We start from the raw sequence: 22,725 nt of genomic DNA, 5'->3' as shown, positions 1-22,725 counted from the left end.
CTCCTTTTAATATTATTCAAGAGCTGCTGAACCACCAACAATTTCAGTGATTTGTTGAGTGATCGCTGCTTGTCTCGCTCTATTATATTCTAATGATAAATCATCAATAAGTTCAGTCGCATTATCAGAAGCATTTTTCATTGCAGTCATACGTGAAGCATGTTCACTTGCTTTAGCATCTAAAATAGTTCCATAGATTAAGCTTTCGACATACTGCGGTAGAATAACACTTAAAATAGATTCTTTGTCAGGTTCAAATTCGTAAGATGACATTTGACCATGACCTTGGCTAGAATCTTCTTGAGATAATGGTAATACTTGCTTAGTTGTTGGTTTATTTTCAAGAACACTAACATAGTGACTATAATAAATTGTTAATTCATCAATATTTTCTTCGCTATATAAATCAATTGCGTGCTTAGCAATCGCTTGAACTGATTTAAATGAAGGTTGATCCGGAAGGTCAACTAAAGAACTTTCGATTTCATAACCTCTATTATTAAAGAAATCAACACCTTGTTGACCTAAAACAATAATACTGTATTCACTACTGTCATTATGTTTCGCTTTAATATCATTCACTAAACGTTTTAATACATTTGTACTATAAGCACCTGCAAGTCCTTTATCACTAGTAATGATTAAATAACCACTACGTTTTACATCTCTAGCTTTAAGCATAGGATGGTTAGAAGAACTATTAGCACCTGCTACTGCAGTAATAGCATCTTGCATTTTTTCCATATAAGGTCTGAACTGCTTCGTATTCTTTTCTGCTCTACGCAATTTAGAACTAGAAACCATGTTCATCGCCTTAGTGATTTGCTTCATCTTTTTAGTCGATTTTATTCGATTATCAATCTCTTTTAGAGAGCCCATTATCTCACCACCTTTTTTAATTAGAGTATTAACGTTGAAAATGTACTCTCATATTTGCAGTTACAATTTTTCAATTAAGAATTATTGTTCTGATTTACTAAAACCTTTTTTGAATTCTGTAATAGCAGAATCAAATTTATCAGCATCTGGTAATGCACCAGTTTCTCTGATTTCATTTAATAAGTCAGTTGCATTTGCATCTGCCCAGTGGTTTAATTCGTCTTCAAATCGAGTAATATCTTCTACTGGAATATCATCTAAATAACCTTTAGTTAATGCATAAATTGTTAAAACTTGATATTCAACTGGTAGAGGGTGGTTTTGGTCTTGTTTTAATACTTCAACAGTACGTTTACCACGTTCTAATTTTTGAGCAGTAAATTCATCTAAATCAGAACCGAATTGTGCGAATGATTCTAACTCACGATAAGAAGCTAAGTCTAAACGTAGCGTACCTGCTACTTTCTTCATAGCTTTAATTTGAGCAGAACCACCAACACGAGATACTGATTGTCCAGCATTAATAGCTGGTCTTACACCAGAGAAGAATAAATCTGATTGTAAGAAAATTTGTCCATCAGTAATTGAAATAACGTTTGTTGGGACATAAGCTGAAATGTCACCAGCTTGCGTTTCAATAATAGGTAAAGCAGTGATTGAACCGCCACCCAATTCATCATTAAGCTTCGCTGCTCTTTCTAATAATCTACTATGTAAGTAGAAAACGTCACCTGGGTAAGCTTCACGACCTGGTGGTCTACGTAATAATAATGATAATTCACGATAAGCTGCTGCTTGTTTAGTTAAATCATCATATACGATAAGAACATGTTTACCATTAAACATGAATTCTTCACCCATAGTTACACCTGAATATGGTGCGATATAAAGTAATGGTGCTGGATCAGCTGCAGAAGCAGAAACAACGATTGTGTAATCTAAAGCGCCTGCTTGTCTTAATTTCTCAACATTTGCACGTACTGTTGAATCTTTTTGACCAATAGCTACGTAAATACAAATTGTATCTTGATCTTTTTGGTTCAAGATTGAATCGATAGCAACAGTTGTTTTACCAGTTTGACGGTCACCAATGATTAACTCACGTTGACCACGACCAATTGGTACTAAAGCGTCAATTGCTTTGATACCTGTTTGTAATGGTTCATCAACTGATTTACGATCCATAACACCAGTTGCTTTTTTCTCAACTGGACGTGTTTTAGTTGCATTGATAGGACCTTGTCCATCAATAGGTTGACCAAGTGGATTAACGACTCTTCCAATTAATTCGTCTCCAACTGGTACTTCCATAATACGGCCTGTACGTTTAACTTCGTCACCTTCACTAATATCGTTGTATGGTCCTAAAATAACCACACCAACATTTGATTCTTCAAGGTTTTGTGCTAAACCTAATACGCCGTTGTGGAATTCTACTAGCTCACCAGCCATAACGTCGTTTAATCCGTGAATTAATGCGATACCGTCACCAATTTGAAGTACAGTACCAACATCAGTTACGGACATTTCAGACTCATAATTTTCAATCTGTGAGCGAAGTAATGCACTGATTTCTTCAGCTTTGATGGCCATCTATGTCACTCCTCTTTAAATATTAATTAGCTCTTTCAAATTTTCTTTGTAATTGAACAAGGTCATTCTTAACGCTACCATCCATAACAGTTGTGCCGACCTTAACTCTAAATCCACCAATTAAATCTGGATTGATTTTAGTGCTAACAATTACTCTAGATAAATGTGTTTGATCTTTAATCAATTGTTCTATTCTTGCTAATTCATCTTCATTTAATTCATAAGTAGATTCTACAATTGCAAAGTCTTGGTTATGGTGCGCATTATATAAACTTTGAAAAGCTCTAAATACATCTTCAATTAATGATAAATGACGATTATCAGCTAAAACTTTTAGCGTATTAACGACGTATTGATTTGCACCACTATATACTTCATTAACGAATGATTTACGCTCATCTGCAGTTAATGAAGGATTACTATCAATTGCTTTTAAACTTTTAATATAGTCGAAAGATGAATGGCTGATTGTTTCTAAATCTTCATAAACTACATCTAATTGATTTGTATCATTAGAGACATCAAATAATGCTTTGGCATATTTATTTGCTACCTTTACCATTATTTATCCCCTGCCTCTTTTAAATACTTTTCAACTAAATCTTTTTGATCTTGCTCTGAAATTTCTTTTCTAAGAACTTTAGATGCGATTAATACTGATAGTTCAGATACTTGATTATTAATATCAGCAAGTGCACGTTCTTTTTCACTGTTAATTTCACTTTGAGCAGTCTCAATCATGCCGTTAGCTCTTACATTAGCTTCATGAATAATTTCTTCATGTTGCTTACGTGCTTGAACCTTAGCATCGTCTAAGATTCTTTGAACTTCATCTTGAGTTTCTTTAAGTGTCTTTCTGTTTTCTTCTTCAAGTTTTTGAGCGTTGATTTTAGCTTGTTCAGCATCATCAATATCTTTATTGATGTCTCGCTCACGTTTGTCCATTACTTCTTTTAATGGACCCCAAGCAAATTTCTTCAATAGCGCAAGAAGAATTACGAATGTGGCAAGTGTAACTAATGTTGTTCCCCATTCGACTCCTGCACCTAAAACGAACATATTAGCTGTTGCAGTCACGGGCTCATGACACTCCTTTCGTAGATATAATCACTAAGCTATAAAAAACAAAACGAACGGCGATAGCCTTGTACAGGCCTCGCCTTAATATGTCTTATCCAGCAAATGTCATGAACGCAATTACAACACCAATGATAGGTAAAGCCTCAACTAAACCAACACCAATGAACATGATACCCATTAATTGACCACGTGCTTCTGGTTGACGTGCTACACCTTCAACTGTTCTAGATACGATAAGACCGTTACCGATACCTGCACCTAATGCTGATAAACCAATTGCGATTGCCGCTGCGATTAAATTCATAATAAATTTTCCTCCTAAGAATTGTATATAATTATTAAATTAATTTAATGTCCATCTGCCACTTTATGTGACATATAAACCATTGAAAGCATGATGAAGATATACGCTTGGATTGAACCAACGAATATTGAGAACGCTTGCCAAGCGATTAATCCTGGAATACTTATAATCCAACCCCATGATAAATGGTCTACAAATAGTCCTGCCAGTAAACCAAGTAATAATTCACCAGCAAAGATATTACCGTATAGTCGTAAACCTAAAGTTAATGTAGATGTAAACTCCTCAAATACATTAATGATTGCAAGTGGCCAGAAAGGTTTAAAGTATCCGGCTGCATATGCTTTAGGCCCACGCATTTTAATACCGTAATAATGCGTTAGTAGAATCATAGTTGTAGATAACGTAAGAGTTACCGTTGCGTCAGCTGTCGGTGATTTCCACCATAGATAGTGATCTTTAGTAACAATAGCAAACGGTAACCCAAGCATATTGGCTACAAAGATGAACAAAATTAATGTCACTGCTAAAAAGTGAAAGTTTCCACCTTTTTTCCAAGCCATGTTACTCTCTATGATGCCTCTTACAAAATCAAATACCCATTCAATGAAGTTTTGCTTTCCAGTTGGTCGTTTTTTAAGATTACGCGTGCATATTAAAGCTATGATAAAAACTAAAATCGCCGTAATGAGCACCATCATAACACTTGCCATGTTAAAGACAATATCGAATCCAAACACGTTCCAACTGACGAGTGGGGATTTGTGATCCATAAACTCACCTCTTTCTTATTTAATTTTTACTCCCTTTTAAGTAGAGGGCGTAATATGATTACAATATAAGAAATCATTAAACCAATTAATACACCTATGATATTGATGTGGTCTTTGAAGAAAAACCATAACAAACACGCAATGATTGCTACAAGATATCTCCATATATTGCCCGTTGAAATATGTATAGCATCTTGTTGTTGTGCCTTTGCTAAATAACTTTCAAAGATGTATGTATTAACCAAAGAACCACATGTTCCTATCATTAATCCTAAAATAAAAGGTCGGGGTATAATTAGATACAATATTCCTAATACTATTAAGAGATAAAGATAATATTGGATATATTGTTTAAAAATGATGTAGAAACGACTCATCTATATGCCTCCGAGTGTCTTATACCAATCATGTAAACCGTTCCACTCATACAATCTAAATGATAATATAGCCTATTGTATGGTGTCAATTCTATTCAAAGTCTTGTTAAAATTTACGGCATTTTTGTCACAAAATATTCACAAAAAGTAACGTAACAAACTTTTTATTTTTCAAAATGATTGGGTTTATCACTAATTAATCCAAAATAATATTTAATATGATTTACTATCCTATTACTTGCATTCCCATCTCCATAGGGATTGTTTGCTTCACTCATATGTTTATAAAGCTGTTTATCGTCTAAAAGACGCTTAGTTTCCTCATAAACAGAGTCCTCATTAGTACCAATAACCCTTAAAGTACCTGCTTCTACCCCTTCAGGTCTCTCTGTACTATCTCTCAATACGAGTACAGGTTTATGTAGAGATGGAGCTTCTTCTTGTATTCCTCCAGAATCAGTCATAATTAGGTAAGCGTGCTTAGCAAAATTATGAAAGTCTATCACATCTAAAGGTTCAATTAACTCTATACGATCATGGTGACCTAAATACGCTTCAGCGAGTTCTCTAACTCTCGGATTCATGTGAACTGGATATACTAATGCTAAATCTTCATACTGATCAATTAATTTTCTAACTGCCTTAAACACGTTAATCATAGGTTGACCTATATTTTCCCTTCTATGAGCAGTTAATAAAATAAATTTCTTGTTACGATGTTTATCGATGATTTGAGAAGTATAATTTTCATTAATTGTATAGTTCATAGCATCAATCGCTGTATTACCAGTTATTACCACATTGTTAGATGATTTGCCTTCATCAAGCAAATTCTTAGCTGCATTAAAAGTTGGGGCAAAATGCAAGTCTGCCATTACCCCAACCATTTGTCTATTCATCTCCTCAGGAAAAGGAGAATACTTATCATAACTTCTTAACCCAGCTTCAACATGACCAATAGGTAATTGATTATAAAAAGCTGCTAGTGACCCAGAAAACGTAGTAACTGTATCACCATGTACTAGTACCATATCTGGTGATTCTTTTTTAATTACTTCTTCTAAAAGAACCATCGATTTTGATGTAATATCAGACAAAGTCTGCCCAGATTTCATAATATTCAAATCATGACAAGGTGTTATATCAAATGTATTTAATACTGAATCAAGCATTTCCCTGTGTTGAGCTGTAACAACAACGACGGGTTCTAATTCAGCATCTTTTTCTAATGCTTTTACGAGTGGTGCCATTTTAATAGCTTCAGGTCTTGTCCCGAAGATGGTCATAATTTTTTTCATCAAACTATCTATCTCCGAATCTATTATTTAGTACCAAATAATCTGTCACCAGCATCCCCTAATCCAGGTGTGATGTAAGCTTTGTCATTTAATTTTTCATCAAGTGTCGCGATATAAATATCTACGTCTGGGTGAGCTTCTTGCATCTTTTCCACACCTTCTGGTGCAGCAATTAAGCACATAAAACGAATATTTTTCGCACCACGATTTTTCAGTGATGAAATGGCTTCTATTGCTGAAGCACCAGTCGCTAACATAGGGTCTACAACGATAATTTGTCTTTCATCGATATCTTGAGGTAGTTTAGCAAAGTACTCTACTGCTTTAAGTGTTTCTGGATCTCTATATAAGCCAATGTGACCTACTCTTGCTGAAGGAACTAAACTTAAAACACCATCAGTCATTCCTAATCCTGCTCTTAAAATTGGCACTATAGCTAATTTTTTACCCGCTAGTCGTTTAGCTGTCATTTTAGTTACAGGTGTTTGAATTTCAACATCTTGTAATTCTAAATCTCTAGTCACCTCATAAGCCATTAACATACCTACTTCATCAACTAGTTCTCTAAACTCTTTTGTACCGGTATGAGCATCTCTAATATAACTTAGTTTATGCTGTATTAAAGGATGATCGAAAACATGTACTTTACTCATTTATAATTTCCTCCAATGTGTTTCTCTATTATTCATATAATGGATATTTTGAAGTAAGGGCGTGCACTCTTTCTTTAGCTTCATTGAGTTTAGCTTCATCGTCAGTATGTTTTAAAGCTAAGCTAATAATTTTTGCCACTTCCTCGAATGCTGATTCATCGAATCCACGTGTAGTTGCAGCTGGTGTGCCTAATCTAATTCCACTTGTAACGAATGGTTTTTCTTGATCGAAAGGAATTGTGTTTTTATTACAAGTAATACCTACTTTATCAAGAGTCTCTTCAGCGACTTTACCTGTAATCTCAATAGAACCTTTAACATCAACTGCAACTAAATGATTATCAGTACCACCTGAAACCACTCTGAATCCTTCATCAATTAATGTTTGAGCTAAAACTTGAGCATTTTTAATCACTTGTTGTTGATATGATTTGAAGTTACTGTGTAATGCTTCTCCAAATGCTACTGCTTTCGCTGCAATTACGTGTTCTAGTGGGCCACCTTGAATTCCAGGGAAAATTGTCTTATCAATTTCTTTTTTATATTCTTCTTTACATAAAATCATACCTCCACGAGGGCCACGTAAAGTTTTATGTGTAGTAGTAGTGACAAAATCAGCATATTCAACAGGATTTGGATGTAAACCAGCTGCAACTAATCCAGCAATGTGAGCCATATCCACCATTAATTTAGCACCTACTTCATCTGCAATTTCTTTGAACTTTTTAAAATCAATAGTTCTAGAATAAGCAGAGGCACCCGCTACAATTAATTTAGGTTTATGTTCTAGTGCAAGTTTGCGTACTTCATCATAGTTAATTAATTCCGTTTCTTTATCAACTCCGTATTCAACGAAATTATAAAACTTACCACTAAAGTTAACTGGAGATCCATGAGTTAAATGTCCCCCATGACTTAAGTTCATACCTAGAACAGTATCTCCCATCTCAAGAGCAACTAAATAAACAGCCATGTTGGCTTGTGAACCAGAGTGAGGTTGTACATTAACATGTTCAGCGCCAAAAAGTGCTTTAGCACGATCAATTGCTACTGTTTCAGAAACATCAACATATTCACAACCACCATAATAACGACGGCCTGGATAACCTTCGGCATACTTATTAGTCAATACTGAACCTTGAGCTTCCATAACAGCTTCAGACACAAAATTCTCAGATGCAATTAATTCGATATTACTATTTTGACGGTCATACTCCTTTTGAATTGCTTCAAAAATCACTTTATCCTGTTTTTCAATGTAAGACATAAATAATTCCCCTTCTTTCATTAAATTATTGATATTTAGCACGTTCGCCACCAATTTTCTTAGGTCGTGATGTCGCTATGGTAACGATAGCTTCTCCAACTTGTTTAACGCTTGTTCTGACTGGAACACATACATGCTTGATATGCATACCAATTAATGTTTGGCCAATGTCAATACCTTTAGGTACACTGATATGTTCTACAACCATTGGATTATCCATATGTTGGTAGGCATACGTTGATAAACTACCACCTGCATGTACATCTGGAACTACATTTACCTCTTCCATAGACAGTGGGTTAAAATCTGCTCTTTCAATCGTGATTGCTCTATTAATATGTTCACATCCTTGAAAGACAAATGACACACCTGTATCCTCTTCAATTTGTTTCAAAGCATCAAAAATCTCTTTAGCTATCTCTAATGATCCAACTGAACCAATTCGTTCGCCAATGACCTCAGATGTTGAACAACCGACAATACACAATTCGCCTTTCTTAAAGAATGACATATCTTTTAATTCAATAAGTAGCTTTTGTAAATCACGCAATGAAACCCACCCCTTTGAATATAATAAAAAGGAACATAGCAAACTTACTATACCCCTTTATTATAACTTATTTAAAGCTTAACATATACTAATTATATATAATTTACTCTGTTATCGATTCATTTCAATTTTTTTCAATAAATCGTAGATATTTTGAAAAGTTTTTTCATATACTTCAAAAGAACATCCAAATGGGTCTTCTATATGCCCCTCAATACCTGCATACTCATTTATCGTGTACACATTTGAATATTGACCGTATTGAGACTTAATTAAATCTTTATGTGAAGGAGACATTGTGAGAATTAAATCTGCTTCTAAATCTTCCAAAGTAAATTGTTGAGCATTTGAAGGCTTAGGTAGATGATAGCTATGAATCAATTGTAATGATTCTTTAGAGATTTTTTGCCCTTCCATAGCAAATAAACCACGTGATTGAATGTCATCGTTTGGCAACAATTTCTTAGCAATACTTTCAGCTAACGGACTTCTACACGTATTACCTGTACAAACAAATATTAATTTCATAATTCGTCACCTTCTATCACTTCATTACCTGCTGCTTTCAACATTCTATTCATAATCGCTTCAGACTGATCCTTTTTTTCAAAACTATAAATATAAGCGTGTTTAATATCATTAGAGCTATCTATAGAGTGCAATACACTATATAAATTATGGTTTGCCCCTTTAATATCTTGCTCATCATCACATAGTGGAATAAATTGAGCATTCTCAGGCAATAAATATTTCATACTAATAGGAAAAATAAATACTACATCATTCCATTTTTCATTATTATCAATTTTGTGAGTTAAATTTTCAACAATTGTTAGTGGCGTATCTGGCGAATAATGTTTATATTTCATCCCAGGAGCAATAGGTTTGTCCTTTTCAAAATAATTAGCCTTTTGAATACTCCCCGGTAAAACTTGTTCTATCATTGAAGTGGTTATAGAACCTGGGCGTGCTATTCTAAAAGGATATTGAGTACAATCTAACACTGTACTCTCAAGACCTTCTTCACTTTGATCCCCATTAACAATTCCGTCCACTTTTCCGTTTAAATCCTGAAAAACATGATCAAACTTTGTAGGTGAAGGTCTACCACTTAAATTGGCACTTGGTGCAGCTATAGGTTCGTCAATATATTGAAGTAACGCCCGCCCTATTTTATGACTTGGCATACGAACTGCAATAGAGTTTAATCCGCCTGTAACTTTTTCACATAAATAACCTGTTTTAAGAGGTAAAATAAATGAAATTGGTCCAGGCCAAAAGACATCCATTAATTTTGAAACACGTTCATCAATTCCATCTACAAACTCTTCAAGTTGCTCCCTTTGATGTATATGAACGATTAAAGGATTATCAGAAGGACGTCCTTTAGCTTCATATATTTTTCTTACCGCATGTTCATTTCTTGCGTTCGCACCAAGCCCATAAACTGTCTCTGTAGGAATCGCTACTAATCCATCATTTAATAATGTCTCTTTAATCTCGTTTAACTTAGGATATTTAACTACATTCTCTTCATATTTTCTAAGATCCCATATTTGAGTATTCACCATTTTCACCTCTTTCTTATCTATATTATGAATTTAAAAAGAGTGGAACTCAATTCAGTTCATTATTGTTGAAGTTGAAGTTCCACCCATTCATTTTTAATTATGTTTAAAACTTAATCCGCATATAAAGATACATTTAATTTCACAAAAAAACGCATTATAATCTCATGAATTCTTTACCATTTGAATGACACGATGCGTTCATTACCATTAATATCTCTAATAACTTTGACTAACTTGTCAGGATACATAGAATTAATTAATGCTTTTAGTTGGTTGCCTTGATTATATCCAATTTCAAACACGACATGTCCTTGTTCTTTCATTACTTGTGGTAAATCTTTTAAAATACCCTCATAGATGGCGTAGCCTTCATTTTCAGCAAACAGAGCATGGTGAGGCTCATATTTAAGTACAGTATCATCCATATCTCTTGCTTCACATTCATCAATATAAGGTGGATTAGAAATTAATCCGTCAACTTTAATATTATTATCAATTAGAGGTTTCAATGCGTCTCCTTGAAGAAATTGAATTTCTTGCTGATGTAATGTTGCATTATTGCGTGCAACATTCAGTGTATCTTCATATAAATCTGTAGCGAGAACGTTTAAATCTGGCTTAAGCAACTTAAGTGTAATAGCAATCGCACCGCTTCCTGTACCAATATCGGCAACTGTATCTTGATGATGACATTGATTTAGAAAATGAAGCATCACTTCTTCAGTTTCAGGACGAGGGATTAGACAATTATTATCTACCTCGAAGTTATAGCCGTAAAAAGATTGAAAGCCTACGATATATTGAATAGGTTCACCACTCAACATTCTATGTAGAGCTAGGTCAAATTTTGCTATATCAGCTTGAGACATCTGTTCTTCACGATGGATAAGATAGTCTGTTCGTGACCATTTAAAAAGGTCCAACAGTAGCCATTCTGCCCTAGTCTGCTCATACCCTTTATCTAATGTTAATTGAATAGCCTCTTGAAGTTTATCTTTATAGTTCACCATTATTAAGTTCTTTCAATTTCTCAGTTTGTTCAGATAGAGTAAGTGCGTCTATGATTTCATCTAAATTACCTTCCATAATCTGACCAAGTTTCTGTAGCGTTAAGCCAATTCTATGATCAGTCACACGACTTTGTGGATAGTTATATGTTCTGATACGTTCTGAACGGTCACCTGTACCTACAGCAGATTTTCTTTGTGACGCATATTTTTGTTGTTCTTCTTGTAACTTCATATCGTATAAACGTGCTTTTAAGACTTTCATCGCTTTCTCACGGTTTTGAATTTGTGATTTTTCTGATGACGTTGCAATAACACCAGTAGGTAAGTGGGTAATACGTACTGCTGAGTCAGTTGTGTTAACGTGCTGACCACCCGCACCACTTGAACGGTACGTGTCAATCTTTAGATCTTCGTTACGAATTTCAATCTCAACATCTTCTACTTCTGGCAATACAGCTACTGTTGCCGTAGAAGTATGTATACGGCCACCTGATTCAGTTTCTGGTACACGTTGAACTCGGTGAGCACCGTTTTCAAATTTTAATTTACTATAGGCTCCACTACCTGATACTGAAAAACTAATTTCCTTATAACCACCATGGTCACTTTCAGAAGCTTCAACAATTTCAGTTTTAAAACCATATGCTTCAGCATATTTAGAATACATCCTCATCAAGTCCCCAGCAAATATGGCCGCTTCGTCACCACCTGCAGCTGCTCGGATTTCAACGATAACGTCTTTTTCATCATTTGGGTCTTTAGGAATTAATAAGATTTTAAGTTCTTCTTCCATTTCAGGTAATTCAGCTTTTAAAGACGCACTCTCTTCTTTAAGCATATCCACTTCTTCTTTATCTGAAGTTTCTTTTAACATTTCTTCAATATCTTCAAGTTCTTCTTTTTTAGATTTATAACTACGATAAACTTCAACAGTTTTTTGTAAATCAGCTTGTTCTTTTGAATATTTTCTAAGTTTATCTGAATCATTCACGACATCAGGGTCGCTTAACATCTCATTTAATTGTTCATATCGTTCCTCTACTATATCTAATTGATCAAACACTACATTTCCTCCTTCTCATTTTCACTTGGAGCCACAATATGATGTGCTCTACAACGTGGTTCGTAACTTTCATTCGCACCAACTAATATAATTGGGTCATCTATTTTAGCTGGCTCTCCATTGATTAATCTTTGTGTACGGCTAGAAGGTGACCCACATACAGCACAAACCGCCTGTAATTTAGTCACTTGTTCACTAACAGCTAATAATTTCGGCATAGGTTCAAAAGGTTCTCCCCTAAAATCCATATCTAAACCTGCAACAACAACTCTGTGACCATTTTTAGCCAGTTGTTCTACAATATTTACTATTTCACCATCAAAAAACTGCACTTCATCTATTCCGATAACGTCTACATTGTCTAAATCTTGGTTTAAAACTTCTCTTGACGTAGAAATATTTATCGCTTCAATTTCATTACCATCGTGTGAGACGACCTTTTCTTTATGGTAACGATCATCAATAGCTGGCTTAAAAACAATGACTTTCTGTTTCGCGTAAATCCCTCGTCTTAAACGACGAATCAACTCTTCTGATTTACCACTAAACATACTTCCAGTAATTGTTTCAATCCATCCGGAATGGTACGTTTCATACATTGAGAGTTCCACCTTTTTTCAAAACATAATCGCTTAATTATATCATATTTTATGAGTAGTTAAATGCATTTTCAAAGTATTATTCTAAATTAAACGACGATACTCTCATTTTACAAACAAATTAAGTAAAAACAAAATCTACTAACATAATAAAGGGTTAAAAAATAAAAAAACTGTCTACATTCCCTATATGGATACGTAGACAGTTGAAATTCAAATTTAGTTGTTGTTTGATTTGAAACCAAACTTTTTGTTGAAGCGTTCCACACGACCATCCGCAGCGGCGAATTTTTGACGCCCAGTATAGAATGGATGTGAATCAGATGATACGTCTAAACGAATAACTGGGTATTCATTTCCATCTTCCCATTCCATAGTTTCTGAAGATGTTTTAGTAGAACCACTTAAGAATTTAAAGTTTGTAGTAGTATCTAAAAAGATAACTTTGTGGTATTCAGGATGAATTCCTTGTTTCATTTCTTTCAGCTCCTTTGCCCTGAACCATCTGGAACAGAGTTATTTGTGAGTTTTTTACCCAATACTGTGTAATTATAATAGTTATCAAATCAAAACGCAACCCTTTATCAAAGATAACTTAGATAATTGGTTTACCTGTCTTTGTACTTTCTTCTGCTGCCTTTTGTAATTGTGAAAAGAAGTCTTTATTATTTTTAGAGCGTTTTAACTTGCGAATAAAACGTTCAGTAAAGTCTGTAGAGTCTGTGAACAAGTTACGTAATTGCCATAATGAGTCAAGTTCAGCTTTCGAGATAAGTAATTCTTCTTTACGTGTTGAACTACGACCAATGTCAATTGCTGGGAAGATACGGCGTTCTGATAATTTACGATCAAGATGTAATTCCATGTTACCTGTACCTTTAAATTCCTCGTAGATCATATCATCCATTCTTGAACCAGTTTCAACAAGTGCAGTAGCTAATATGGTTAAACTACCACCTGCTTCAATGTTCCTTGCTGCACCGAAAAATGCTTTAGGTTTATGCAGTGAAGCAGGGTCTAAACCACCAGATAGCGTACGTCCACTCGGTGGGATTACAAGGTTATAAGCACGTGCTAAACGTGTAATAGAATCCATTAAGATGATAACATCTTCACCTATTTCAACTAATCTTTTAGCACGTTCTAATAATAATTCTGCTACTTTGACATGATGTTCTGGCGGTTCATCAAAAGTGGAGTGCACTACTTCCGCAGATTCAACTGAACGTTCAATATCAGTTACCTCTTCAGGTCGTTCACCTACTAGTAAAATAAAAAGTTGAGCTTCAGGTTTATTTGTAGCAATCGCATTAGCAATCTCTTTTAATAAACTTGTTTTACCTGCTTTAGGTGGCGCTACAATTAAACCACGTTGCCCTAAACCAATCGGCGTCACTAAATCCATAATTCGAGTTGAATAATTAGTCGGAAGCGTTTCTAATAAAATTCTTTCTTCCGGATAAAGCGGCGTTAACGCTTGGAAATGAGGGCGTTTTTTAACTTCTTCTGCATTTTGATCATTCACAAAATCGACTTGAAGTAACCCATAATATTTTTCATTATCTTTCGGTTTACGTACTTTACCAGTTACTTTGTCTCCACGTTTGATCTCAAAACGTCGGATTTGACTTGCAGAAATATATATATCCTTTTCACCTTTAGAATAGTTAACGGTTCTAAGGAAACCATACCCATCCTGTTGGATATCATCAAGGATACCTTCCATGTAGTAATTGCCATCTTTCTCCATTTGAGCTTCCATGATAGCTAAAACTAACTCTTTCTTATTTAATTTACTATAATTTGTTAATTTTAAAGATTTGGCTTTTTGAGTGAGCTCTTTAGTAGTGTTGTTTTTGTATAATTCGTGGAAAGATTCATACTGAGGAGATGTTCGTTCTCTTTCAGGCATAGACTTGCACCCATTTCATTATTTTTTATATTGCGAGACTTTGACATATAAATATTAAATATAGACGTTAAATGAAATTTTTAAATTTTAAGATGTGCGAGTTAAATTTAAGAATTTCAGTAAGCCTTATCGTCTTTATTTTATATTCAAATGTGTCATGACCTTCTAATTACTAGAATAACTATAGCAAATTTTCAATTTAATTACAAAATGAATTTAGAAAATATAACAATAAAAACAAAACACGGAACTAATATAGTTCCGTGCATCGTTTAATTGCAAGTTTTAATTAATTTGTTCAATTATTTAAAATAACCAGCAATTGATTTAACTTCTAAGAATTCTTCAATACCATAGTCGCCCCATTCACGACCTAAACCTGATTGTTTATAACCACCGAATGGTAAGTCAGGTTTTCTACCAGCTTCATTGATTTCAATAGTTCCTGCTTCAACTAAACGTGCTACTTTACGTAAAGTCTCTTGATCTTTACCAATAACGTAGCCAGCAAGACCATATTTAGTATCATTAGCAATTTCAATTGCTTCATCTAAATCATTATAAGTGATCACTGACATAACTGGACCGAAGATTTCTTCTTGAGCAATTGTCATATGGTTATCTACATTGATGAAAATAGTTGGACGTGCAAAATAACCTTTATCAAGGCCTTCTGGTTTACCAGGGCCACCGTAGAATAATTCAGCACCTTCATTTACGCCTTTATCAATATAGTCTTGAACTTGATCGAATTGTTTTTTACTGATAATTGGTCCGACCTGTGTACCATCTTCACGAGGATCTCCTACTTTAACTTGGCTAAATTCTTCTTTAACTGCTGTTAAGAAATCTTCTTTAATACTTTCAGGTATAAGTACACGTGTACCTGCAGTACATACTTGGCCAGTGTTATTAACAACTTTGCCAGTTGTAGCTTTAGCTGCTTCCTTGATATCAGCATCGTCAAGAACGATATAAGGAGATTTTCCTCCTAGTTCTAGAGACACTTTTTTGAAGTCTTTTGCAGCTTTTTCCATGATTTTAGATCCTGTTGGGCCAGAACCAGTAAATGACATCATTCTCACTTTAGGGTGTTCACTTAATGGATTTCCTACACCTTCACCATCGCCATTAACTAAATTGAATACACCTTTAGGTACGCCAACTTTATCAAAGATTTCTGCTAAGATAATAGCTGCAAATGGTGTTTCTTCAGAAGGTTTAAGAACTACTGGACTACCTGCAGCAAATGCAGCAGCTAATTTTAATGATGTTTGATTAGTAGGGAAATTCCAAGGTGTAACTAATCCTGAGACACCAATAGCTTCTTTAACTACTAAATCATCTCCACGTTGCTCTTCAAATTCAAAATTATCTAAAGCATCTCTTGCTGCCGTAAAGTGATTTAATCCCATTTGATAGTGAACATTTTCAGAAACAGATAATGGAGAACCTAATTCATCTGTAATCGCTTGGATAATATCGTCTTTTCTATTTTCATATTCTTTTACAATTTTATCTAACAAGTCTCTACGTTCTTCAACTGAACTATGACGAAATTCTAAATAAACTTTGTCAGCCGCTTCAACAGCTTTGTTAACATCTTCTTCATTCCCGTTAGCTACAGATCCCATCACTTCTTCAGTTGCAGGATTGATTACGTCAATTGTTTCGCCACTCGCACTATCAACCCATTCGCCATTAATATATTGTTTAGTGAAATTTCTCATATTAAATCTTCACTCCTTAGAAAAGTTATGTGTATATTCTATCCTTTAAAGCGTTACTTTAAACATATGCAACACTAAAATGAATTACGCTCAATTCATTTTATATTGGAAATTATAAAGCATCATTTTGCATCTACATAAAAAACTGCTTATAAAGTTTTTTACTTTATAAACAGTTCATCATGTCTTATTTATTTTGAAGAATTTGCTTCTAACTCAACGTATTTTTGTGCCCAAGCTTCCATAGGCTTTAATGCTTCGGCTAAAGCTTGTCCTTTATCAGTCAATTGATAAACAATTTCTAATGGGCTAGATGAAATAATTTGCTTCTCTACTAGTTTCCATTCTCCTAGGTCGGTTAATTTTAAGCTCAAAGCTCTAGGAGTGATCGTCTTTAGATCTCTTTTCATATCGGAAAAGTGAGCTGATTGACTTTCACATCTTGATAAATAATTAATAATTAGCCCATTCCAACTACGACCAACAATTTTGAAGGTTTCTTCAAGATATGGACAGATTTCCATTTGCCTCACCTCACATTTAATATGCTTATAATTGTAGGCATTTCTCTATTGTCTTCCAATTATTAATATAAATATTATACCACAAAACCTTAAATTTCTTCAGTCCAAATATCTGCTCCGAGTGATTTTAAATGTTCAACAATATTTGTATAACCTCTGTATATATGTTTTACATTGAAAATTGTTGTTACACCTTCAGCGATTAATCCCGCAGTAATTAAACATGCACCGGCACGTAAATCACTTGCATATACTTCCGTTCCTTCAAGACGCGAAGGTTTAATAGTTGCTGTACCTTCATCAGCATAAATATTTGCGCCCATACGTTGTAGTTCATCAACGTGTTTAAATCTAGCTGGATAAATTGTATCTGTAACAAATGATGGCCCATTAGTCATAAATAATAATGGTGTAATAGGTTGTTGAAGATCCGTAGCAAAGCCAGGATAAACTAAAGTTTTGATATCAACATTTTTATATGGTGATTGTTTACGAATAATTGCTTTCTCATCATCTATTTGGATATCAACACCAAGCTCTCTCAATTTAACAGTTAACGCTTCTACATGCTTAGGTACAATATTATTTAATACAACTTCTTCACCCATAGCAGCAGCCATACACATATAAGAACCAGCTTCAATTCTATCAGGAATAATTTGATATTCTGAACCGTGCAACTCTTCCACGCCATTAATTTTGATGGTAGTTGTTCCTGCGCCTTTAATATTAGCTCCCATACTCATTAAAAAGTTAGCGACATCTACAACTTCAGGTTCTTTAGCTGCATTTTCAATGACAGTCTGACCTTTAGCATGTACAGCAGCAAGCATAATATTTATTGTAGCACCAACACTAACCATATCTAAAAAGATATTTGCACCTTTTAATTCTTTAGCTTCAATTTTCATAGAAGTATCGCTTGATTCATCAATTTCTGCCCCTAATGCTTTGAAACCTTTTATATGTTGATCAATAGGACGTGGTCCTAATGGACATCCACCTGGTAGCCCAATGACACATTTTTTAAAACGTCCTAGCATCGCTCCCATCATATAATAAGATGCACGCAATGATTCAACCTTATTATTAGGTAACGGCGCATTTTCAATTTCAGTTGTATCTACATCCAATTCTTTGCCTTTTAAAGTCGTTTTAATATTTAAATCTTCTAACAAACTTACTAAAGTTTTTACATCAGAGATTTGGGGAAGACCTTCCAACTTTACATGTCCTTGAGCTAATAAAGTTGCGGGGATAATAGCTACTGCACTATTTTTCGCTCCACTAATTTCTACTTCTCCTTTTAGTGTTTGTCCACCTCTTATTTTTATTACCTCTTGAACCATATGATTTATCTCCTTTGTTTCCTTCGTTTTAAAATTTCACATTATTAGCATTATAAAATAATTTTACTTTGTTTGTAAAATAGTTCAAATCTAATCAATGTTAAGTTATTTTAGCAACTTTACACATAAATAGTGTCAAAGTTTCTCGCTAAATAATAATACTCTAATAATTAATATTAGACTATTACCTCATATACAACTTCTTAATCGTTAAATTTTTGTTTATTTATGATTTATATATCTTTTATTTTTATGTAACATCTGATTAATTTGAGGAAATTCATTTAAATGAATTTCATTCTGATTCAAGTATAGCATAAATAAGACTATTGAAACCTTTGTTCAATGGGCTCAGACTGTAGACAAACCCTTTCACTCATTGTCATTTCATGCATGCCTAGCTCATTTACTAGTGGTAAACTCCCGTCGTTATGCATTTTAAGACCTTGATTAAAAGGGAATTCTATCAGTCTTCATCTTCTAAAATATTCCATAAAAAAGACCATTGAAACCTTTGTTCAATGGTCTATGATAATGATTTATCAAATTATTTAGCTCGGTTAGAAGTTCCGAATTCTCTAATTTTACCTTTTACTGTTTCTTTAATTGCTTCACGAGCTGGTCCTAAATATTTACGAGGATCGTAAACATCTTTATCGTTATTTAATACATCACGAACAGCTTTAGCTGAAGCAATTTGGTTTTCAGTATTTACATTGATTTTAGCAGTACCATAAGGAATTGCTTTTTGAATGTCTTTAGTTGGGATACCAGTTCCACCATGTAATACTAATGGTAATCCAGTAGAAGCGCCAATTTCTTCCATTTCTTTAAATCCTAATTTTGGTTCACCTTTGTAAGGACCATGAACTGAACCTAATGCAGGTGCTAAAGTATCGATGCCAGTCTTTTCAACTAATTCTTGGCATTCTTTAGGATCAGCGTAGATAACGCCGTCAGCTACTACGTCGTCTTCTTGTCCGCCTACCGTACCTAATTCAGCTTCTACAGAAACGCCTCTTTCATGTGCATATTCAACTACTTTAGAAGTAATTTCAATATTTTCTTCGAATGGACTATGTGAAGCGTCAATCATTACTGAAGTGAATCCAGCATCAATCGCTTCTTTACATTTTTCGAAACTTGAACCATGGTCTAAGTGAATTGCAACTGGAATTGTAATGTTTAAATCGTGAATTAAACCTTCAACCATTTTTACTACAGTGTAGAAACCACTCATATAACGAGCAGCACCTTCAGATACACCTAAAATAACTGGTGCATTCTCTTCTTGTGAAGCTTCTAAAATAGCTTGTGTAAACTCAAGGTTATTTAAGTTGTATTGACCAACTGCATAACCGTTTTCTTTCGCATCAATTAACATTTCTTTCATTGAAACTAAAGGCATGAAAGTTCCTCCTTGAGTGCATAAGTGCACGTATTTTTCAAAAATCATTATATCAAAAATACATAGTTAATGCATTCGAATACTTTATATAATATTAATAATTTTCACAATCCTTAGATTTTAAACTGTTGCAACCGCATTCATTTTAACAATCAGTCAAATATTGCATTACTATAATGTATTATTTAAAATGTTTTATTGAAAAGAATGGAGGAAAATCATGTCAAAAATTCTAAATACACAATTGACTGGTATCTTTAATAGGCTTGAAAAGCAAGCATTAGATATACAAATGGCAGCACAATGTTTAATACAAGCTATTGGCGGTGAGGGTTATGTTTATGTTAAAGGATATGAAGATTTAAAATTTTATGAAGCTTTTGTATTGAATAGTAATGAAAAGCTCGAATCAAGCCGTTCACTAGATGACTTAAAATCTATGAGTGAAATTGATTCTACAGATAGAGTGTTTTTATTCTCACCTTTTTACAATGAGGATGTAGAGCAAGACGTTCAACGTTTAATTGAATTAGATGTCGATTTTGTATTAGTTTGTAACAATCCAAAACGTGATGATTTTCCAGAACATTTAATGCATTACGTTAACCTTTCAACACCTAGACCTATTGTTTATACTGAAGATTACGATAAGATTGTTCAACCTCATGCGATGGCATTTAATTATGTATATTATGAAATTTACACTCAAATGATAGAGATGACACGAGATTTAAATCTATAACTTAAGTTTCTACATTTGCGCAAACTATATAATCAGGTATCAAACTTATCGCTATTCATATTAAATTTTCATAAATTTATACACTTCATTATTTTAAACATTAACTCAAGTTACACTTAAAATATAATTGAGATTGCTATAAAAAAATTAGCAATCTCTTTTTTTATATTTTAAAAGTGCTTTATTTATATAGTCTGTTTATTTGTAAAAGTAGCCTCTTAAGAATGTGAAAGCACACGACACAATATACAGATAAAAAAACAGTAAAAAGATTGCTATCAATCTTCTTACTGCTTTGGTTTTAATACTTATTTATCTAAATTTTAAATATAATCAATTAACGATTATTGTTGTTGATATTTAAGTGAAGCCTCAATAAATGATCTAAAGATTGGTTGAGGACGGTTTGGTCTTGATAAGAATTCAGGGTGGAATTGACATGCAATGAAGAAGTCATTTTCCGGAATTTCAACAATCTCTACTAAACGTCCATCAGGGCTTGTACCTGAGAATACCATTCCATTATCTTCTAATTGCTCTCTAAATTCATTGTTAAATTCATAACGATGACGATGACGTTCTTCGATGTCATTTTCAGAATAAATAGATTCTGCAAGGGTGCCTTCTTTAATATGACAAGGATATAAACCAAGTCGAAGTGTACCACCTAAATCTTCAATATCTTTCTGTTCAGGTAATAAATCAATAATTGGGTATGGGGTACTTGGATCTAACTCAGCTGAATGAGCGCCCTCTAAACCTAAAACATTACGTGCATATTCAACAGTAGCTAGTTGCATACCTAAACAAATTCCAAAGAAAGGAATGTTGTTTTCACGGGCGTATTTAATTGCTGAAATTTTACCTTCACTTGCACGGAAACCGAAACCACCTGGAACTAAGATACCATCAACGTCAGATAAATAACTTTCAACGTTATTATCAGTCACTTCGCTTGAATCTATCCATTTAACAACAACATCTTTCTTGAATGGATAGCCGGCGTGTTTTAATGATTCAACAACTGATAAATATGCGTCTTGTAAGCTAACATATTTACCAACTAATCCTATTGTAATCTTACCATCAAGATGATTTACCGTATCTAATAAGTGCTCCCACTCATCAAGTTGAGTTTCATACTTAGCGTTTAATTGTAGACGTTTAATGACGATATCGTCCATATCTTGGTCACTTAATTGGAGTGGAATTTCATAAAGTGATTCAGCATCGCGACATTCAATCACGCTTTCTTTGTTTATATCACAGAATAATGCAATTTTATCTTTTAAATCTTGAGTCATTTCGTATTCTGTTCGAACAACAATTAAATCAGGTTGAATTCCTAGTCCACGTAATTCTTTTACACTGTGTTGAGTTGGTTTCGTCTTCATTTCACCTGCTGCTTTAATGTAAGGTAATAAAGTACAATGTACATACATTACATTATCGCGGCCTAAATCACTTCTTATTTGACGAATTGCCTCTAAGAATGGAAGTGATTCAATATCACCTGTCGTACCACCTATTTCTGTAATAACAACGTCAGCGTTTGTACTTTCTCCAGCTAATAATAATCTTTCTTTAATTTCATTTGTAATATGTGGGATAACTTGTACTGTGCCACCTAAGTAATCACCACGACGTTCTTTCTTTAATACATGAGAGTAAACTTTACCTGCAGTCACATTAGAATATTTATTTAAATTAATATCGATAAAACGCTCATAGTGACCTAAGTCTAAGTCTGTTTCTGCGCCATCATCAGTTACAAATACCTCACCATGTTGATATGGACTCATTGTACCTGGATCCACATTTAAATATGGATCAAATTTTTGAATTGTAACTTTAAGACCTCTATCCTTAAGCAATCTTCCTAGAGAAGCGGCCGTAATCCCTTTTCCTAATGATGACACTACTCCGCCTGTTACAAAAATAAATTTTGTCATTGTCTGACCTCCTGTATAATTTAGGGTTGCTACCTCGTTGTTATTATATTAATTAAAATTGTGAGTAACATGACGACCATGATATGACATG

24 protein-coding genes are annotated in these 22,725 nt (G+C 33.9%); 1 reads left to right on the top strand and 23 read right to left on the bottom strand.

Features of this window, described 5'->3' with window-relative positions; genetic code table 11:
* Nucleotides 1–12: 12 nt before the first annotated feature.
* The 22 genes from atpG to fdaB form a co-directional block, all read right to left on the bottom strand.
* Entirely contained in the window at nt 13–879 is an 867-nt protein-coding gene (gene atpG, locus HMPREF3154_RS10800; protein ID WP_002435866.1) for an ATP synthase F1 subunit gamma, read from the bottom strand.
* Between the two features lie 81 nt (nt 880–960).
* A complete protein-coding gene (atpA, locus tag HMPREF3154_RS10795) occupies nt 961–2,472 on the bottom strand; it encodes a F0F1 ATP synthase subunit alpha (protein WP_002435859.1) in 1,512 nt (503 codons plus the stop codon).
* Between the two features lie 22 nt (nt 2,473–2,494).
* The gene (locus HMPREF3154_RS10790; protein ID WP_023351357.1) at nt 2,495–3,034 is read right to left on the bottom strand and encodes a F0F1 ATP synthase subunit delta; all 540 of its coding nucleotides are present in this window, start codon (nt 3,032–3,034) and stop codon (nt 2,495–2,497) included.
* Nucleotides 3,034–3,549 carry a F0F1 ATP synthase subunit B gene (locus HMPREF3154_RS10785; RefSeq protein ID WP_023351356.1) on the bottom strand — a complete coding sequence of 172 codons (516 nt, stop codon included), beginning with the start codon at nt 3,547–3,549 and terminating at the stop codon, nt 3,034–3,036. Before HMPREF3154_RS10785 ends, HMPREF3154_RS10790 begins: the two co-directional genes overlap by 1 nt.
* A gap of 94 nt (nt 3,550–3,643) precedes the next feature.
* Nucleotides 3,644–3,856 carry a F0F1 ATP synthase subunit C gene (gene atpE, locus HMPREF3154_RS10780; RefSeq protein ID WP_001048816.1) on the bottom strand — a complete coding sequence of 71 codons (213 nt, stop codon included), beginning with the start codon at nt 3,854–3,856 and terminating at the stop codon, nt 3,644–3,646.
* A 44-nt stretch (nt 3,857–3,900) separates the two neighbouring features.
* The gene (gene atpB / locus HMPREF3154_RS10775; protein WP_023351355.1) at nt 3,901–4,629 is read right to left on the bottom strand and encodes a F0F1 ATP synthase subunit A; all 729 of its coding nucleotides are present in this window, start codon (nt 4,627–4,629) and stop codon (nt 3,901–3,903) included.
* A 26-nt stretch (nt 4,630–4,655) separates the two neighbouring features.
* Nucleotides 4,656–5,006, bottom strand: coding sequence for an ATP synthase subunit I (locus tag HMPREF3154_RS10770; RefSeq protein WP_002453711.1), 351 nt, complete (start codon nt 5,004–5,006; stop codon nt 4,656–4,658).
* Nucleotides 5,007–5,170: 164 nt separating this feature from the next.
* Nucleotides 5,171–6,304 carry a non-hydrolyzing UDP-N-acetylglucosamine 2-epimerase gene (gene wecB / locus HMPREF3154_RS10765; RefSeq protein ID WP_030062761.1) on the bottom strand — a complete coding sequence of 378 codons (1,134 nt, stop codon included), beginning with the start codon at nt 6,302–6,304 and terminating at the stop codon, nt 5,171–5,173.
* Between the two features lie 23 nt (nt 6,305–6,327).
* Entirely contained in the window at nt 6,328–6,957 is a 630-nt protein-coding gene (gene upp / locus HMPREF3154_RS10760; protein WP_002435776.1) for a uracil phosphoribosyltransferase, read from the bottom strand.
* A 28-nt stretch (nt 6,958–6,985) separates the two neighbouring features.
* A complete protein-coding gene (gene glyA / locus HMPREF3154_RS10755; RefSeq protein ID WP_023351353.1) occupies nt 6,986–8,224 on the bottom strand; it encodes a serine hydroxymethyltransferase in 1,239 nt (412 codons plus the stop codon).
* Between the two features lie 25 nt (nt 8,225–8,249).
* Nucleotides 8,250–8,774, bottom strand: coding sequence for a TIGR01440 family protein (locus HMPREF3154_RS10750; protein WP_023351352.1), 525 nt, complete (start codon nt 8,772–8,774; stop codon nt 8,250–8,252).
* Between the two features lie 111 nt (nt 8,775–8,885).
* A complete protein-coding gene (locus HMPREF3154_RS10745) occupies nt 8,886–9,302 on the bottom strand; it encodes a low molecular weight protein arginine phosphatase (protein ID WP_023351351.1) in 417 nt (138 codons plus the stop codon).
* Nucleotides 9,299–10,342: an L-threonylcarbamoyladenylate synthase gene (locus HMPREF3154_RS10740; protein WP_030062760.1), complete on the bottom strand. Its 1,044-nt coding sequence runs from the start codon at nt 10,340–10,342 to the stop codon at nt 9,299–9,301. The genes HMPREF3154_RS10745 and HMPREF3154_RS10740 overlap by 4 nt, the downstream gene beginning before the upstream one ends.
* A gap of 176 nt (nt 10,343–10,518) precedes the next feature.
* Nucleotides 10,519–11,355 (bottom strand): peptide chain release factor N(5)-glutamine methyltransferase, encoded by an 837-nt coding sequence (prmC, locus tag HMPREF3154_RS10735; RefSeq protein WP_023351349.1) that lies wholly within the window; start codon nt 11,353–11,355, stop codon nt 10,519–10,521.
* Nucleotides 11,342–12,418, bottom strand: a complete 1,077-nt coding sequence (gene prfA, locus HMPREF3154_RS10730) for a peptide chain release factor 1 (protein ID WP_002435511.1) — start codon at nt 12,416–12,418, stop codon at nt 11,342–11,344. Before prfA ends, prmC begins: the two co-directional genes overlap by 14 nt.
* Complete coding sequence (locus tag HMPREF3154_RS10725) at nt 12,418–13,017, bottom strand: thymidine kinase (RefSeq protein ID WP_023351348.1); 600 nt, start codon at nt 13,015–13,017, stop codon at nt 12,418–12,420. The genes prfA and HMPREF3154_RS10725 overlap by 1 nt, the downstream gene beginning before the upstream one ends.
* A 219-nt stretch (nt 13,018–13,236) precedes the next feature.
* Nucleotides 13,237–13,494, bottom strand: coding sequence for a type B 50S ribosomal protein L31 (locus tag HMPREF3154_RS10720; protein WP_002435494.1), 258 nt, complete (start codon nt 13,492–13,494; stop codon nt 13,237–13,239).
* Nucleotides 13,495–13,612: 118 nt separating this feature from the next.
* Nucleotides 13,613–14,929 carry a transcription termination factor Rho gene (gene rho / locus HMPREF3154_RS10715; RefSeq protein WP_023351347.1) on the bottom strand — a complete coding sequence of 439 codons (1,317 nt, stop codon included), beginning with the start codon at nt 14,927–14,929 and terminating at the stop codon, nt 13,613–13,615.
* A gap of 302 nt (nt 14,930–15,231) precedes the next feature.
* Nucleotides 15,232–16,659, bottom strand: coding sequence for an aldehyde dehydrogenase family protein (locus tag HMPREF3154_RS10710; RefSeq protein ID WP_070474719.1), 1,428 nt, complete (start codon nt 16,657–16,659; stop codon nt 15,232–15,234).
* A 191-nt stretch (nt 16,660–16,850) separates the two neighbouring features.
* Entirely contained in the window at nt 16,851–17,183 is a 333-nt protein-coding gene (locus tag HMPREF3154_RS10705; RefSeq protein ID WP_002435794.1) for a winged helix-turn-helix transcriptional regulator, read from the bottom strand.
* Nucleotides 17,184–17,272: 89 nt separating this feature from the next.
* Nucleotides 17,273–18,532 carry a UDP-N-acetylglucosamine 1-carboxyvinyltransferase gene (locus tag HMPREF3154_RS10700; protein WP_002453720.1) on the bottom strand — a complete coding sequence of 420 codons (1,260 nt, stop codon included), beginning with the start codon at nt 18,530–18,532 and terminating at the stop codon, nt 17,273–17,275.
* A gap of 547 nt (nt 18,533–19,079) precedes the next feature.
* Nucleotides 19,080–19,940, bottom strand: coding sequence for a class IIb fructose-bisphosphate aldolase FdaB (gene fdaB, locus HMPREF3154_RS10695; protein ID WP_002435762.1), 861 nt, complete (start codon nt 19,938–19,940; stop codon nt 19,080–19,082).
* Nucleotides 19,941–20,160: 220 nt separating this feature from the next.
* Here fdaB and HMPREF3154_RS10690 point away from each other — a divergent pair, with 220 nt between their 5' ends.
* The gene (locus tag HMPREF3154_RS10690; RefSeq protein WP_002435809.1) at nt 20,161–20,682 is read left to right on the top strand and encodes a DUF2529 domain-containing protein; all 522 of its coding nucleotides are present in this window, start codon (nt 20,161–20,163) and stop codon (nt 20,680–20,682) included.
* A 344-nt stretch (nt 20,683–21,026) separates the two neighbouring features.
* Here the strand turns inward: HMPREF3154_RS10690 and HMPREF3154_RS10685 are convergent, their stop codons facing one another.
* Complete coding sequence (locus HMPREF3154_RS10685; protein WP_002435764.1) at nt 21,027–22,634, bottom strand: CTP synthase; 1,608 nt, start codon at nt 22,632–22,634, stop codon at nt 21,027–21,029.
* Nucleotides 22,635–22,725 lie beyond the last annotated feature (91 nt).

The sequence above is a fragment of the Staphylococcus sp. HMSC06C11 genome (assembly GCF_001808345.1).
Lineage (GTDB): Bacteria > Bacillota > Bacilli > Staphylococcales > Staphylococcaceae > Staphylococcus > Staphylococcus capitis.
The sequence above is the reverse complement of the archived record's forward strand: the minus strand, read 5'-3'. Positions and strand labels throughout refer to the sequence as shown.

Coding starts and splice junctions, on each gene's coding strand:
- atpE (WP_001048816.1), bottom strand. CDS start 3,856: ATGAATTTAATCGCAGCGGCAATCGCAATTGGTTTATCAGCATTAGGT.
- atpB (WP_023351355.1), bottom strand. CDS start 4,629: ATGGATCACAAATCCCCACTCGTCAGTTGGAACGTGTTTGGATTCGAT.
- wecB (WP_030062761.1), bottom strand. CDS start 6,304: ATGAAAAAAATTATGACCATCTTCGGGACAAGACCTGAAGCTATTAAA.
- rho (WP_023351347.1), bottom strand. CDS start 14,929: ATGCCTGAAAGAGAACGAACATCTCCTCAGTATGAATCTTTCCACGAA.
- HMPREF3154_RS10690 (WP_002435809.1), top strand. CDS start 20,161: ATGTCAAAAATTCTAAATACACAATTGACTGGTATCTTTAATAGGCTT.
- HMPREF3154_RS10770 (WP_002453711.1), bottom strand. CDS start 5,006: ATGAGTCGTTTCTACATCATTTTTAAACAATATATCCAATATTATCTT.
- atpA (WP_002435859.1), bottom strand. CDS start 2,472: ATGGCCATCAAAGCTGAAGAAATCAGTGCATTACTTCGCTCACAGATT.
- upp (WP_002435776.1), bottom strand. CDS start 6,957: ATGAGTAAAGTACATGTTTTCGATCATCCTTTAATACAGCATAAACTA.
- atpG (WP_002435866.1), bottom strand. CDS start 879: ATGGGCTCTCTAAAAGAGATTGATAATCGAATAAAATCGACTAAAAAG.
- glyA (WP_023351353.1), bottom strand. CDS start 8,224: ATGTCTTACATTGAAAAACAGGATAAAGTGATTTTTGAAGCAATTCAA.
- fdaB (WP_002435762.1), bottom strand. CDS start 19,940: ATGCCTTTAGTTTCAATGAAAGAAATGTTAATTGATGCGAAAGAAAAC.
- HMPREF3154_RS10685 (WP_002435764.1), bottom strand. CDS start 22,634: ATGACAAAATTTATTTTTGTAACAGGCGGAGTAGTGTCATCATTAGGA.
- HMPREF3154_RS10720 (WP_002435494.1), bottom strand. CDS start 13,494: ATGAAACAAGGAATTCATCCTGAATACCACAAAGTTATCTTTTTAGAT.
- HMPREF3154_RS10710 (WP_070474719.1), bottom strand. CDS start 16,659: ATGAGAAATTTCACTAAACAATATATTAATGGCGAATGGGTTGATAGT.
- HMPREF3154_RS10705 (WP_002435794.1), bottom strand. CDS start 17,183: ATGGAAATCTGTCCATATCTTGAAGAAACCTTCAAAATTGTTGGTCGT.
- prmC (WP_023351349.1), bottom strand. CDS start 11,355: ATGGTGAACTATAAAGATAAACTTCAAGAGGCTATTCAATTAACATTA.
- HMPREF3154_RS10790 (WP_023351357.1), bottom strand. CDS start 3,034: ATGGTAAAGGTAGCAAATAAATATGCCAAAGCATTATTTGATGTCTCT.
- HMPREF3154_RS10745 (WP_023351351.1), bottom strand. CDS start 9,302: ATGAAATTAATATTTGTTTGTACAGGTAATACGTGTAGAAGTCCGTTA.
- HMPREF3154_RS10700 (WP_002453720.1), bottom strand. CDS start 18,532: ATGGTTCAAGAGGTAATAAAAATAAGAGGTGGACAAACACTAAAAGGA.
- HMPREF3154_RS10725 (WP_023351348.1), bottom strand. CDS start 13,017: ATGTATGAAACGTACCATTCCGGATGGATTGAAACAATTACTGGAAGT.